Origin of the sequence: Billgrantia montanilacus (genome assembly GCF_003336675.1) — a bacterium.
Lineage (GTDB): Bacteria > Pseudomonadota > Gammaproteobacteria > Pseudomonadales > Halomonadaceae > Halomonas > Halomonas montanilacus.
This window is the reverse complement of the sequence record NZ_QPII01000001.1, coordinates 229733-244502: the sequence shown is the minus strand read 5'-3', so window position 1 is coordinate 244502 and position 14770 is coordinate 229733. Positions and strand designations below refer to the sequence as shown.

Sequence of the window (14770 nt, the reverse complement as noted above, 5' to 3'; positions counted from 1 at the left end):
GCTCCTCGATCCCTTTAGTGTCCGCCCATGAGCTTTTCCACGGCTGCCGGATCGTCATGGATAGCATAGCGATCGACGATGGTGGCACTCGCCTCGTTGAGACCAATGAGTTCCACCTCGGTGCCCTCGCGGCGGAACTTGATCACGACACGATCCAGCGTCTGCACGGCGGTAATGTCCCAGAAATGCGCACGGGAAAGATCGATGGTGACCTTCTGTACGGTTTCCTTGAAGTCGAAAGATTCACCGAAGCGCTCGGAGGAGGCGAAGAACACTTGGCCGACAACCTTGTAAATGCGACGGCTGCCTTCGTCAGTTTCTTCGGAGCCGATGTAGAGGATGTTGCCGACCTTGTTGGCGAAGTTCATGGCGGCAAGCAACACGCCGACGAAAACCCCGATCGCCAGGTTATGGGTCAGCACCGTGACGACGACGGTGGCCAGCATCACGATATTAGTACTCATGGGATGCTGCTTGAGGTCTCGGATCGAGCTCCAGCTGAAGGTACCGATGGAGACCATGATCATGACCGCTACCAGGGCCGCCATGGGGATCTGCGATACCCAGTCGGAGAGGAACACCACCATCATCAGCAGCACCACGCCGGAAATCAGCGAGGAGAGCCGCGTGCGGCCGCCGGACTTCACGTTGATCACCGACTGGCCGATCATCGCGCAGCCCGCCATGCCGCCGATCAGGCCGGAGCCGATATTGGCGATGCCCTGGCCCTTGCACTCGCGGTTCTTGTCGCTCGGGGTATCGGTCAGGTCATCGACGATGGTGGCGGTCATCATCGACTCCAGCAGACCCACCACGGTGAGCATAAGCGCGGTGGGGAAGATGATCATCAGCGTTTCGAGATTCAGCGGCACATCAGGCCACAGGAACACCGGCAGGGTATCGGGCAGCTCGCCCATATCGCCCACATCACGAATATCCATACCGCTGATCATGTAGACGGCAGTGAGCACCACGATGCAGACCAGCGGCGAGGGGATTGACTTGCCGATCTTCGGCACGTAGGGGAACAGATAGATAATGCCAAGCCCGGCAATGGTCATGGCGTAGACATGCCAGGTGACATTGGTCAGCTCCGGCAGCTGGGCCATGAAGATCAGGATCGCCAGGGCGTTGACGAAGCCCGTGACCACCGAGCGCGACACGAAGCGCATCAGCTCGGCGAGCCTGAGATAACCCGCGACGATCTGCAGCACGCCGGTAAGCAGCGTGGCCGCCAGCAGGTACTCAAGACCGTGCTCGCGCACCAGGAGCACCATCAACAGCGCCATGGCGCCGGTGGCGCCGGAAATCATGCCCGGCCGGCCACCGGTAAAGGCGATGACCACGGCGATACAGAAGGAGGCGTAGAGGCCGACCTTGGGGTCGACACCGGCGATAATCGAGAAGGCGATGGCCTCGGGAATCAACGCCAGCGCGACGACGATACCGGCGAGGGTATCGCCCTTGATATTGGAAAACCAAGTCTGCTTGATGGATTCGTACATGCTATTGCCCAGTCGATGGTTATAGTCGTGCCGTCAGGCGCCAGGGTCTTGTCTCGAACGCCACGCCAAGGCCACACCGGTTCGGCGCAGTTCAGCATGGGGCGTCGCGTTATCGATCGTGCAGGACGGGCGCAAAGCGCCCGCGACATTGCGGGCAGTGTGCCGCAAGGAACGGCCCACCACCGGAAACCGGGGAAGATAATTGCGCTAGGGCGGCGTGGCCAGCCCTGTCAGGAGGGTATGCACGTTGATATCGTTCCTTGCTCTTTATATTGCCGGGCCGGACGTCGACTTCGATCACGCCTCGACTTTCGCCTGATACTTTCGTCTCAATAGCGACCCTGACATGAGCGGCGAAGTCTACCAGAAAGGATGCTGCGCTGCACCCTGGGCACGAAGCCGCCGCTCAAGCTGTCGCTCGTATAATCCCTTGGCCAGCAGGGCACCGAGCACCAGGCTACCGCCGACCAGCGCCACCGCCGCGGGCCGCTCGGCGAGAAGCCACCACACCCACAGCGTGCCCACCACCACTTCAAGCAGCATCAACAGACCCACTTCGGCAGCAGGCAGGTAGAGCGGTCCGCGCTGGATCAGGGTGAAACCCACCGGCAGAAGCACCAGGCAGAGCAGTACCAGCAGCAACAGGCTGTCGGCGGGGGGCAGCGACAGGCTACCGGTGGTCATGCCGAACAGCCCCGCCACGGCGGCCACGATCAGCCCCGAGAGGGTCAGCATCGGGCTCATGTCGATGCCGGGGCGGCTGCGACAGAGGGTAAAGTTGGCGGCCAGTGCAGTGGCGGCCAGCAGCGCAAAGCCATTGCCTATCCACGAACCGGCACCGGTATCGTCGAGCACGATCAGTGAGGTCCCCAGCAGGCAGAGCCAGATCGCCAGCCAGGTCCGCCGTGGGAGGTGCTCCTTGAGGAAGAGCCGCGACAGCAGCGCCGCAATCAAGGGCGCACCGGCCAGGATCATCAATACATTGCCGCCCTTGGTGTACTGATTGCCCAGCACGAAACCGAAGGTGGAGAAGCTGAACAGCACCGCAACACCGATACCGGTCCAGCCACAGCGCCGATAGGCCTCGACGAAGCCACGTCCATGGCGCGCGGCGACGATGGCGATGAAGCCCAAGGCGGTCAGCAGGCCGCGCCAGACCAGGATGTCCGCATCCGGCAGGCCGATCAGCTTGATCAGCAGCGCATCAGGGGAAATGATCAGCGCACCGCCGCCGGTAAGCAACAGCCCCTGCTGGCGGTGCGATAGGGAGTGAATCAAGGCGACCTCGCTGTCGGTGGGTCGCCTAGCATGCCATGTTAGGTGTCCCCATGGCAGTAAGGTCAGGTGGCGTCAGTACTGCCCTGTTCGCTGCCGCCCTGGGCGCTTCTATCGGCCCGCGCCTGAGCGGCCGGTGACGCCTTCAGGTGGCGGAACGCCTCCATGATGTCCATCGGCAACGGGAAGAAAATGGTGGAGGCGTTCTTGTTGCTCATGTCACTCATGGTCTGCAGGTAGCGCAGCTGCAGCGCCGCCGAGTTCTCGGCCATGACATTGGCCGCCTCGACCAGCTTCCGGGAGGCCTGCAGCTCACCCTCGGCGTGGATGACCTTGGCGCGGCGCTCACGCTCGGCCTCTGCCTGGCGGGCAATGGCGCGAATCATGCTCTCGTCGAGATCGACATGCTTGATCTCGACGTTGGCCACCTTGATCCCCCACTCCTCGGTCTGGGCATCAATGATCTCCTGGATATCGTCGTTGAGCTTGTCACGCTCGGAGAGCATCTCGTCCAGGTCATGCTTGCCCAGCACCGAGCGCAGCGTGGTCTGGGACAGCTGGCTGGTGGCAACGGTGAAATTCTCGACCTGGATGATCGCCTTCTCCGGATCGACCACCCGGAAGTAGAGCACCGCGTTGACCTTGACGGTGACGTTGTCCTGGGAGATGACGTCCTGCTCCGGCACGTCCATGGTGATCACGCGCAGGTCCACCAGGGTCATCTGCTGGATACCGGGAATCACGATGATCAGACCGGGTCCCTTGACCGCCTGGAAGCGACCCAGAAAGAACACGACGCCCCGCTTGTACTCGGGCAGGATGCGAATCGATGCGGCGATCAGCATGAGAACCAGTACCACTGGCACGAGATAGGAAATCAGCATGGTCCATCTCCTTGGTGTCACTAAGGCTGTGTTGTATGGGCAATTTCAACAGTACAGGCACCGCCGCGGTTCAGTTATCGACTGGCTCCACGATCAGGGTCAACCCGTCGACCTCAACAACCCTGACGATCTGGTCCTTTTGCAGCGGGCTGGCACTGCGGGCGTTCCAGCGCTCCCCCATCACACGAACATGACCACGCCCCTCGAAGCGCTCGAGCGCTCGCCCCTGGCTGCCGAGCAGCTGTTCATGACCGGTCCTGGCCGGTCGTCGGCGCAGCCCCATGAAGCGTGTCAAAGTCCACAGCATGAAGACGGCTGCCACCAGCGCGATGCCGCCGATCAGCGGTAGCGAGATTCTCAGGTTGTCTGCATCCATCAGCATCACCGATCCGATCACGAAGGCGACGATGCCGCCCATCCCCAGAATGCCGAAGCTGGGCATCAAAGCCTCGCCCACGATCAGCGCCAGCCCTACCAGTATCAACGCCAGCCCGGCAAAGTTGATCGGCAGCAGCTGAAAGGCGAAAAGTGCCAACAGCAGGCAGATGATGCCGATGGTGCCGGGAACCAGGCTGCCGGGATTGGACAGCTCGAAGATCAGCCCGTAGAAGCCGATGATCATCAGGAAGTAGGCGACATTGGGGTTGGTGATCACCTGCAGCAACTGGGTACGCCAGTCGGGGTCGAAGCGTTCGATGACGAGATCTGCACTCTCGAGCGTTTGCTCGCCGTGCTCCATCACCACCTGGCGGCCATCGATCTGCGCCAGCAAATCCTCGATATCGGTGGCGACCACGTCGATCACGTTCTTCTCCAGGGCCTCGCGTGACGTCAGATTGACCGCTTCGCGCACCGCCTCCTCGGCCCAGTCGGCGTTGCGACCGTGGCGTTCGGCCAGCCCACGAATATAGTAGACGGCATCCTCGAGTACCTTGCGCTCCATGGCGGTTTCTCCACGGCGGCGCGTATCGGTAGTGTCCTCCTCTTCGGGAGAGGCCACGTCTCCATTTGGCTCGCCGCTGGCATCCGCTGCCTCTTCGTCTTCGTCGCTGCCGTTACCGTTGGCCTCACCGTTGTGCCCGCCGCCGTTATCGTCCAGGTCATCCATGCCGGGAAAGCCGCCACCCATCTGAACCGGCGTGGCCGAACCGAGATGGGTGGCAGGCGCCATGGCGGCAACGTGGCTGGCATACAACAGATAGGTGCCGGCGCTGGCGGCCCGGGAGCCGCTGGGCGAAACATAGATAGCCACCGGCACCGGTGAGGAAAGCATGGTGCGGATCATGCTGCGCATGGAGGCATCCAGCCCACCCGGCGTGTCCATCTCCACGATCACCAGCTCAGCCTCACGCTCGGCAGCAAGCGACAAGCCCCTCTGGAAATAATCCCCGGTCGCTGGGCCTATAGCGCCGTCGATGGTCATGACCAGAGCGATTCGCTCGCTCTCCTGTGCCTGGGCCTGCCAGGTCAGCAGCGCACCACCGAAAGCCAGACACAGCAGGCTGGCCAGCAGGAGACAGTAGTGAACGAGGGCAACCCGGCGTATCTGCATGATGACTCTTCCTTGCTCAGCGTCCCGATGTAGCGAATGCGGCCTCCCCCTAGAAGCATGCAATGTCTACTTCAGATACTGCTGAATTCAGATTAGCAGTGTGGCGACATTAACGCAGGGTTCAGCAGGGTCATCTGGCGATACACAAGCGCCCGATGCCGCGGAACGGCATCGGGCGAGCGCAGTGTGTCGGAGTGAGCGTCAAAGATTATGGGTTTTGCCGGCGTAGCGCCGCTGCACTTCGACAACGTAGGCCGAAAGTGCCGCCAGCTCCTCACTGTCCCACCCCAGCGCCTCGGCGGCCATGGGGCTGACCATGCACAGCTGGACCATTTCGTCGGCATGCACCGTTTCCATGCCGAAGAGGTTCTCCCCCATTGCCACCCGGTGCGGGTAGGGCTGCTCGAAGGTCTCCAGATAGCCCGAATCTCCCGCATGACAGGAGGCGCAGGACAGGCCTGTCGTACTCAAGCTTGGGTCGTTGAACAGCTCCTCGCCCAGTGCCAGCAGCGCCGGGTCGTTCTCGCCATCTTCGCTATACCCCGGGGTATAACCCTCTGGGCGTTCTACCGCCGAGCGGTCGCCAGCCTCTGCTTCACCCTCCGCTTCTCCTTCACCTTCTGCTTCTGCTTCTCCTTCGCCTTCACCCTCCGCTTCGCCTTCACCCTCCGCTTCGCCTTCACCCTCCGCTTCCGCTTCCGCTTCTGCCTCGCCTTGGGCATGGTTGCTGGCCAGCAGCAGCGTCTCTTCGGAAACAGGCCCGTAGCCTGAATCGGTCGATGCATTGATCGTCGTGGCGTGCAGCGCGGCACCGCCAGCCATCAGCGCCAGTACCGGGGCCGTATAGGCGAGCTGTTGACTGAGACGCCCTAGCAGCCTGCGACGCTTGTCGTCATGCTGTGACATGGTATCTACCTCCATGATGAAATTCCGATCAAGCCGTTGGTTGTTGTTTGCATTCTCTGGACCCAAAGGGCCATGTCGCACCGCCGCTTGCCAGCGGTATCCTTTGGTAGGAGCCGAGAGCGATTACTTACAGGCGCACGGCAAGAATGCGCAAGAAGGTAAAAAGAAGAGAAAAATCAGGCCAATGTTGTAAGGAACCCAGGCTTCCTTCGACCATCCACTGACCGAACACCGCACCAGGAACCTCCAATGCTGAACCGTACGCTTGCTGTCACCGTGCCACTTGCCCTGCTGCTCGCCGCCCCGCTGCATGCCGACCCCCACCCCGGCGACTGGGAATCCGTGCTCGATGAGGCACGTGGCCAAACCGTCTACTGGTACGCCTGGGCCGGCGAAGAGCGCACCAACGACTACATCCAGTGGACGGCACGCCAGGTCGCCGAGCGGCACGACATCGAGCTGGTGCACGTCAAGATCGGCGATACCGCCGAGGCGGTGTCGCGGGTGCTGGCCGAGAAGCAGGCCGGCAACCATGAGCGTGGCAACGTCGACCTTATCTGGATCAACGGTGAGAACTTCGCCACCATGAAGGCCAACGACCTGCTGTTCGGCCCCTGGTCGGAGCAACTACCCCACTATCCGCTGACCGATCCGGACAATACGCCGGCGGTGCGTGACGACTGGACGATCCCGGTGGACGGCCTGGAATCACCCTGGAGTAGCTCCCAGGTGGTGTTCTATTACGATACGGCGCTGGTCGACGAGCACCCGCGCTCCATGCCCGAGCTCCTCGACTGGGCTCGGGAGAACCCGGGCGACTTCACTTATCCCCGGGTACCCAACTTTCTTGGCAATGCCTTCATTACACAGGCGCTGCTGGAACTGGCCGAGGACAGCGACATTCTCTACGAGCCCATGCGGGAAGACGACTTCGACGAGGTGTCGGCCCCGCTTTGGGCATTCCTCGACGAACTCCACCCGCACCTGTGGCGCAGCGGTCGCGCCTTCCCGGCCAACAGCTCCGAGCTGCGCCGACTGATGGGCGACGGCGAGATCAGCATCGCCCTCTCCTTCAGCACCACCGAGGCATCCGGCGCCATCGCCAACTTCGAGCTGCCCGACAGCGTGCGCAGCTATGTGCACGACCACGGCATGATCGGCAACATGAGTTTCCTGGCAATCCCCTATAACGCCCAGCACAAGGCCGGCGCCATGGTGGTCGCCGACTACCTGCTCTCCCCGGAGGCACAGGCCCACAAGCAGGATCCGGTGGTGTGGGGCAGCAACACCGTGCTGGCGGTGGCGACCCTCGAGCCAGCCGACCGTGCGCTGTTCGATGATATCGACCTGGGTATCGCCACCTTGGCGCCGGACGAACTCGGCGAGGTGCTCGGCCAACCCCACCCCAGCTGGGTCGACGCCCTGGCAGACGCCTGGCAGGCCCGCTACGTCGGCAACTAATGACGAATTCCATCGTCACGATGCGAGTCGCCCTGAGCCGGCGATGCCATGAGTGGCGCGAACGGGAGCAGTCACCAAGATGATGCTGCGTCTCGCACCGGCTCTGATCGTCACGTTGCTGGTGGCGCCCATCCTGGCCGGGCTGGCCATGGCGGTACTGCCCGCCTTCGGCTATCTGCCGGCCCTGGGCGGTACCGAGTTCAGCCTCGCACCCTGGCGCGACCTGTTCGCCCAGCCTGGGCTCGCCCGCTCGGTAACGGTCAGTTTCGTCAGCGGCCTTGCCACCACCGTCGTCTCGCTGACGGTCGTGTTGCTGTTTCTGGCAAGCGCCTCGGGCAGTCGGCTCGATCGCTGGATTCGGCGCATGGTCTCGCCGCTGCTGTCGATTCCCCACGCCGCCGCCGCCTTCGGGCTGGCCTTTCTGATCGCGCCGTCGGGTCTGATCTCGCGACTGATATCCCCGGGGCTGACCGGCTGGGAACGTCCACCCGATGCGCTGATCGTCCAGGACCCCTGGGGGCTATCGCTGATGGCCGGGCTGGTCATCAAGGAAATTCCCTTCCTGCTGTTGATGAGCCTTGCCGCCCTGCCTCAGCTCGATCCCGAAAGGCGCGTGGCGATGGCCCGCTCACTCGGCTACCGTCCGACCATTGCCTGGCTGAAGGTGGTGGCACCGGCCCTCTACCCGTTGATCCGTCTTCCGGTCTACGCGGTGATCGCCTATGCCACCGCGGTGGTCGACGTGGCACTGATCCTCGGCCCCACCCTGCCGCCGACGCTCTCCGTGTCGATCCTCGCCTGGTTCAACGACCCCGACCTCTCCCGGCGCTTCATGGCCTCGGCCGGTGCCGTGTTGCAGCTGGGCATCACCGCCGCCGCCCTTGTGGTCTGGTGGTGCCTGGAGCGGGGTGTCGCCTGCCTGGGGCGTCGCTGGGTAGCCCGGGGCGGGCGGCAACGCGGAGAGCAGCCGCTGCGCCTGGCCGGAAAAGGGTTGATCCTGATCGCCACCCTCACCGCCTTCGTCGGTATCGGCAGCCTGGCGCTCAACTCCGTGGCCGGCTTCTGGCGCTTTCCCGATGCCCTGCCCCAGGGCTTCACCGCGACGCACTGGATTCGCGCCCTGCCCTCGCTGACGGGCCCGGTGGCCTCGACGGTGATCATCGCCGCGGCCTCGACATTGATCGCCCTGGCGCTCACCCTGGCGGCGCTGGAAAACGAGCAGCGCACCGGACGCCATCCGGCCCAAGGGCGGCTGCTGTCGGCACTGGGGCTGCTCTATCTACCTCTTATCGTGCCGCAGATCGCCTTCCTGTTCGGCCTGGTGGTGGTCATGGAATCGCTCGGCAGCCGCCCAAACCATGGCCTGGTCATCTTCGGCCACCTGCTCTTCGTACTGCCCTATGTGTTTCTCTCGCTGTCGGAGTCCTACCGACGCCTCGACCCACGCTGGTCGCAGCTCGGGCGAACGCTTGGCAGCTCGCCAAATGCCGTCTTCTGGCGGGTACGCCTGCCCCTGCTGCTGGCGCCGATCCTCACCGCCTGTGCCGTTGGCCTTGCCGTCAGTATCGGCCAGTATCTTCCCACCCAGCTGCTGGGTGCCGGTCGCGTGCCCACCGTCACCACCGAGGCCGTGGCGCTCGCCTCGGGAGGCAACCGCCGGGCGATCGGGGTCTGGGCAATGGTCCAGGCCAGCCTGCCGCTGGTGGGCTTCATCATCGCCGTCGGTTTGCCGCGGCTGCTCTGGGCCAAACGCCGTGGAATGCGAGGGTCACCATGACGCACCATCATCTCGAGATCGACAGCCTGCGCATTGCCCTGGATGGCAACGTGCTGCTGGAGCTCGATGCCCATATCGGCCCCGGTGAGATTCTCACGGTGATGGGGCCTTCCGGTTCGGGAAAGTCGACCCTTTTGGCCTGGCTCGCCGGTTTCCTGGCAGGAGATTTCGAGGCCAGCGGCCACGCGCACCTGGACGGTCGAGACATTACTCACCTGCCGGCAGAGCAGCGCGGCATCGGCCTGCTGTTCCAGGATCCGCTGCTGTTTCCCCATCTGTCGGTCGCCGGCAACCTGCGGTTCGGCATGCCGCGCGCCACCCGCGACAAACCCCGGCAAGTCGAGACGGCACTGGAGCAGATCGGCCTGGCCGGTTTCGGCGATCGCGACCCGGCCACCCTCTCCGGCGGCCAGAAGGCCCGAGTGGCCCTGATGCGCCTGCTGCTCTCCCGGCCCTGTGCCGTGCTCCTTGACGAGCCCTTCTCCAAGCTCGATACCCACCTGCGCCAGGAGATGCGTCAACTGGTTTTTACCCAGCTGCGCCAGGCCGGCCTGCCGAGCCTGCTGGTCACCCACGACAGAGACGACGCAGCGTCCGCCGGCGGAAAGGTGATCGAGCTCACCCATTGAGCCGCTCATGGCCGCCATCGTGACGGGGCAATGCGAGACAGTCGTTCTGCGTTTGTTCAACGTGGAGGGCTTGCCCTGCCCTCATAGGGCCTGCATGCTGACGACAAACAAGAACCCGAAAGGATCACCTCGTGAGTATCCCGCCGCTAGACGACCGCATGCAGCGCCTGACTGCCGTTCGGCCTCGGCTGCTCTCTTTCGCGCGCCTGCATCTACGCAATCACGCCCAAGCCGAAGATGCGGTCCAGGACACTCTCGAAGCCGCCATCGAGAAGCAGGATAGCTTTTCCGGACGATCCGGCTATGAAACCTGGGTCTTCGGCATCCTCAAGTTCAAGATTCTCGATACCATGCGGGCCCAGAAGCGCCAGGGCACCTGGCAACCCCTGGAAGATGAGGCCGACGACGAGGCCATCGACCGTCAGTTCCGCCGGAATGGCAGTTGGCTCAAGGAGGCGCGCCCCGCCAGTTGGGGGGAGCCGGAAGCGGTCTTCGAGAGCGAGACATTCTGGCAGGTGTTCGATGCCTGCATGATCGCCCTGCCGGACAACGTGGCACGTGTCTTCTCGCTGCGTGAACTGATGGGGCTATCGACCGAGGAGATCTGCCGCGAGCTGGGCATCAAGGAGAACAACTGCTGGGTCATCCTGCACCGAGCCCGCCTGCGGCTGCGGGCCTGCATCGAACAGGGCTGGCTGACGGAGGATGCGCCATGATCATGTGCCGACGCGCCACCGAGCTGATGTCGCAACGCCTGGATCGCCCCCTGGTGTGGCAGGAACGGCTCTCGCTACGTTTCCACCTGGCGATGTGTGGCGCCTGCAGCCAGTGCAATCGGCAGTTCGACGTGCTGCACGAGGCCGGCAGGCGCTTCGAGCCTGCCGCCCGAGATGAGCAGGAGTGAAACCGCAGACCACCCAGCGCTCCTGAACCGCTTCCTGGCCAGCCCGTCCCAACAGTTCTCATCCCGGCAGTTCTTCCTGCTCAGTCTTTCCTCTTGCAGAGGCTGTGCGTTGCCCAAGCAGCTCGCTTACTCGCCTTTCCAGGGATTCGCTCAGCGACACGTCCGCTGGCTCTCCTTGCGTCTCTGCCGTCCGCCGATCTGCCTGGCTGTCACTCGCCACAGGGAGAGTGAGGCGCTCGCACCGGGACAACCATTCGGACAACGCCGTGACGGTGGCACCCGACAAGGGCTTACCGCCGACAGTGAAGGAGGATGGCAACAGGGCTCCCAGGGCATCGAGGGTCGATAGCTCACTGTCATTGGCGTCGGGAGCCATCGGCTCGCCGTCAGCGCCATTGAGGGCCTCGGGGTGATGACGCATGAGGATCACCCCACGCACCTGGACACTGTCAGGCAGCGAGTCCTCTGGTTCACTGTCATCCAGACAGCCATTCCGGTCGTCCAGAGCGATGGGCAGCCCCAGTGGCTCGCCATGGGAAAGGGTGAGCGCATCCAGCCGCAGTCCCCTCGTCACCCTGAACGTCCTGGCAAACTGTCGTAGCATGGCGTGGGCGTCGCCGGTGTCGGGAAAGAGACAGATCACGGCATCGCCTTGAGGCGAAGTCAGCAGGCCGGCATCGATGACTAGCTGTTCGCTCGAAGGGGCCTGGCGAGCAAGATAGGCGAGCACCTGGGGCCCCAATTCGGCCAGGGTCAATCGTGAGGCCAGAACCCGCCCTTCGGACGCCAGGGCGTAGCCGGGAGCGTCTCGCAGCACTTCCAGCCGGGGAGACCGGGCGGTATCGTCACCCTCCTGAAGCGGCGTGAGCTGCGTGTAGAGTAGCGCAGAGAGACGCGACAGTGCCGGCGCGCTGTCGGTGTGGAGAATCCACTGCCTGCCGCCACAAGCCAGGCGCATGGGCTGGCAGGACGGAGCCACGCTCGCGTCGCTGGCCGCTTCGACAGGGGCCAGCGCCCCATCATCCTGTGCGCCACGCTGCCTGAGCAGCCCTTCGCGGCACCACTCCGAGAGACAGTCCCAGACATGACGGAGCAGTTCCTGTCGATCGGGCCGCGGCTCGGCGTCGGCTCCTGAAGCCTCGCCGGCCCGTGACAGCTGATCGACGATGGCGTCCGGGTCGAATCCCTCGGTCGCCAGCAGCCAGATGAGGGCTGCGCTATCGTTCAGGCGGTAGTAGCGTCCGGTGTGCGTGGCATAGAGGGCAAGCTGATCCTCATCGAGCACCTCCGACACCTGCCAGGCCGTCAGCACCGGCCGCGGGAGAGGCTGCCCCGCGAGACCATCGGCCAGATGCATGTCGGCGAGGCTCGGCAGGGTGAAGAAAGGCAGGTAGCGTTCCGGCTCGGCATTGGGGAAGAGGCGAAGAAAGCCGCCGGCGCGAGCCTCCTCGTCCTGTGCGTCGCGGGCGAGTTCGGCCGCCACTCCCCTACGTGCCACCTCCGCCGACCTGGCCGCCACGGCCGGGTTGTCGATCCCCACCAGCGAGACCATGTCCTTCACCAGCCCCCCCTTGACCGCTGCCTCGACGAGGCCGCCATTCTCTGGCTCGGCACAGATACCCAGCGAGGGGCTGAGGTTGCATTCGAGTATCCAGGGCTTCAGGGCATCATCCACCATGCAGTCGAGCCCCAGCAGCTCATAGCACCCCTGCGGATCGGCACCGACCTGCGCCGTGCGCCGGCGTATGGCATCCGTGGCGCCGATCACGGTCAGTGTCACCAGGTCGTGGATCTGGGCAAAAAGACACTCATCGTCATGGCCCTGCTCACGCAGCCACTGCCGATAGCGTTGCAGATCGATGAACTCGACGGGAATCTCCGCCGAGGTATTGAGCGCATTGATGTCGGGATTGGTCAGTTGACTGAACGGGTTGTCCATGTCATTGGGGTCGTAGGGCTCCGATGCCAGCTTGGCAAAACCCTGGTGGTAGAGATATAGCCGTAGCGGCTGGATGGAGGCCACCAGCACGTAGAGGCGCAGGACATACTTGTGGCCACGAATGGTGTGCGGATTGGCAAGATACTCCTGGACCATCCAGTTGGTCTCCAGTGGCGTGTCCGCCACATCACGAAGCACACGAATGCCTTTGCCCTTGGAGGCATTCTTGGGCTTTAGAATCCAGCGTTTCTCGGGGTGGGCCAATGCCGTCTGCTGGAGGTCATGATAGTCCTCCGGCATGGAGTAGACCCGGGGAAAGAAGGCCAGCCGCGATGTGGCCGCCGTACCGAAGGATTGGGCGACACGATCCTTCACCGCTACCAGCGTATCGTGGAGGCGACTCTTGACCGTGAGCGCATTGTTGCCGGGGTAGTGATTGAGCTTGCGCTCGGGGGATACCTTCTTGAACTGGGCGGGATCCGGCATCCCGGTGTACCAGCCGGCATCCCACTGCTCGTCATCGCCGACTTCCCACCCCAGCGGATCGAGCGCGTCACGAAAGAACCGATCCTGCTCGGCGGCGCGCTTGCCACCCAACCAGTAGCGACGTGAAGGAGTCGTTTGATCCGTCATCCCGGCAACCTCCTGAACCATCATCGGATAGTGAATCCATTGTTATGTGAGCCACGGCCTCTGGCCTGGCTGCTGTTAGCGTAGGGGTTCTGTCGACATCGGGGACCGAACCTTACGCGCCATCGGCAAATTCCTTTTGCCGATGGCGCTGGAGGAGGGTTCCTGCCTGGAGAAGCTCCGGGCGGTGTTCTGGGCGATGGTGGCCGAAGCGTGATGGAGCGAGTGGCGAAAGCGTGCCGGGCGAGTATTGGAAGAGTGCTGAGAGAGCCGCTGCCGTTGCTTCAGCCCAGTCGTTCGCAAAGCGAATCGAGATCGGGCACGGTCAAGTCGGGCTCGATGGCCCAGGGGTCGAAGGGGGCGTCAAGGCTGCGGCGCACCCAGGCGGCATGCAGCCCGGCATGACGCGCGCCGATCACATCGAAGGGGTTACTGGAGATCAGCCAGGTATCGCCGGGGTCGACTTCGAGGCGATTGCGCAGGTGAGCGTAGACCGCCGGGTCGGGTTTGAAGCGCTTGACCTCGTCGACGCTGATCACGGCTTCGAAACGATCGAGTATCTCGGCCTTGTCGAGCAGGCCGGAGACGTCCGCACCCGTGCCATTGGAAAAGGCCACGCAGCGCACGCCGCTCTCGACCAGCCGTGTCAGCGCCTCGGGCACTTCGGGGAAGGCGGGGAGTTGGCCGTAGACCGCCATCAGGTGGTCCTTGTCGACATCGGAGAGGCGGGTCTGCAGTGCCCGGTCGGTAAACTCGAGCGCCTCGAGTGTGCACTGTGAAAAGGGTACATAGGCCCCCATCAGGCCGCGGCGGAAGCTGTACTCCAGCTGCTTGTCACGCCAGCGGCGAGAGAACTCCGCGGCCTGCTCCGCCATGTCAGAGGCGCCCAGTCTCGCTTCCAGTTCGGTGACCACGCCATGGGTGTCGATCAGGGTGCCATAGACGTCGAACGCCAGTACCTGTGTCATCTGCTGTGCCTTTCGGTTGCCATGATTCCCTCAGCATGGGGGCTGGCGGGCGGCGATTCAATCTCCGGTCAGGCGCGCGCGAGGGCAAAACCGGCGATGGCCGTGTCCTGGGCCCGGTGTCGGATCGGCTGTAAGGAACCTTTCGAAGGGCGACAAAGACAGTGGCCCGACTCAGCGGACGTAGCAGGTGATGTGATTATCAACCGGGAGCAGCAGACATGGCGCGTCAAGGTCGTGCTTTTCGGCACCTTGGTGTTGAGCCTCATGGGAGGCGCCCTGCGGCAGGCTGATCTCGGCAGGTGTCGAACAGGCGGCCCCACCATGGCGAGTCACTCATGGC

12 protein-coding genes are annotated in these 14770 nt (G+C 63.6%); 5 read left to right on the top strand and 7 right to left on the bottom strand.

The genetic code is table 11. The annotated features are described in order from the left end of the window. Positions 1-14: 14 nt before the first annotated feature. From DU505_RS01115 to DU505_RS01095, 5 genes are all read right to left on the bottom strand, one after another. Positions 15-1505, bottom strand: a complete 1491-nt coding sequence (locus DU505_RS01115; RefSeq protein ID WP_114477147.1) for a SulP family inorganic anion transporter — start codon at positions 1503-1505, stop codon at positions 15-17. A gap of 360 nt (positions 1506-1865) precedes the next feature. Then, positions 1866-2783, bottom strand: coding sequence for a DMT family transporter (locus tag DU505_RS01110; RefSeq protein ID WP_114477146.1), 918 nt, complete (start codon positions 2781-2783; stop codon positions 1866-1868). A gap of 62 nt (positions 2784-2845) precedes the next feature. Next, complete coding sequence (locus tag DU505_RS01105) at positions 2846-3664, bottom strand: slipin family protein (RefSeq protein ID WP_114477145.1); 819 nt, start codon at positions 3662-3664, stop codon at positions 2846-2848. Between the two features lie 70 nt (positions 3665-3734). Then, positions 3735-5216 carry an NfeD family protein gene (locus DU505_RS01100; RefSeq protein ID WP_114477144.1) on the bottom strand — a complete coding sequence of 494 codons (1482 nt, stop codon included), beginning with the start codon at positions 5214-5216 and terminating at the stop codon, positions 3735-3737. A gap of 201 nt (positions 5217-5417) precedes the next feature. Then, complete coding sequence (locus tag DU505_RS01095) at positions 5418-6122, bottom strand: cytochrome c peroxidase (protein ID WP_114477143.1); 705 nt, start codon at positions 6120-6122, stop codon at positions 5418-5420. Between the two features lie 249 nt (positions 6123-6371). Here DU505_RS01095 and DU505_RS01090 point away from each other — a divergent pair, with 249 nt between their 5' ends. The 5 genes from DU505_RS01090 to DU505_RS01070 all read left to right on the top strand — a co-directional run bounded on the left by DU505_RS01090 (position 6372) and on the right by DU505_RS01070 (position 10893). After that, entirely contained in the window at positions 6372-7583 is a 1212-nt protein-coding gene (locus DU505_RS01090; RefSeq protein WP_114477142.1) for an ABC transporter substrate-binding protein, read from the top strand. A 79-nt stretch (positions 7584-7662) separates the two neighbouring features. Next, the gene (locus tag DU505_RS01085; protein ID WP_245947730.1) at positions 7663-9360 is read left to right on the top strand and encodes an ABC transporter permease; all 1698 of its coding nucleotides are present in this window, start codon (positions 7663-7665) and stop codon (positions 9358-9360) included. Next, positions 9357-9989, top strand: coding sequence for an ATP-binding cassette domain-containing protein (locus tag DU505_RS01080; RefSeq protein ID WP_114477141.1), 633 nt, complete (start codon positions 9357-9359; stop codon positions 9987-9989). Before DU505_RS01085 ends, DU505_RS01080 begins: the two co-directional genes overlap by 4 nt. Positions 9990-10120: 131 nt before the next feature. Beyond that, a complete protein-coding gene (locus DU505_RS01075) occupies positions 10121-10705 on the top strand; it encodes a sigma-70 family RNA polymerase sigma factor (protein WP_245947729.1) in 585 nt (194 codons plus the stop codon). Beyond that, the gene (locus DU505_RS01070; protein ID WP_114477139.1) at positions 10702-10893 is read left to right on the top strand and encodes a zf-HC2 domain-containing protein; all 192 of its coding nucleotides are present in this window, start codon (positions 10702-10704) and stop codon (positions 10891-10893) included. Before DU505_RS01075 ends, DU505_RS01070 begins: the two co-directional genes overlap by 4 nt. Positions 10894-10951: 58 nt before the next feature. Here DU505_RS01070 and DU505_RS01065 read toward each other — a convergent pair whose 3' ends face one another. Next, positions 10952-13465: a PqqD family peptide modification chaperone gene (locus DU505_RS01065; protein ID WP_181872694.1), complete on the bottom strand. Its 2514-nt coding sequence runs from the start codon at positions 13463-13465 to the stop codon at positions 10952-10954. 281 nt (positions 13466-13746) lie between these two features. Beyond that, positions 13747-14430 carry a haloacid dehalogenase type II gene (locus tag DU505_RS01060; protein WP_114477137.1) on the bottom strand — a complete coding sequence of 228 codons (684 nt, stop codon included), beginning with the start codon at positions 14428-14430 and terminating at the stop codon, positions 13747-13749. Positions 14431-14770 lie beyond the last annotated feature (340 nt).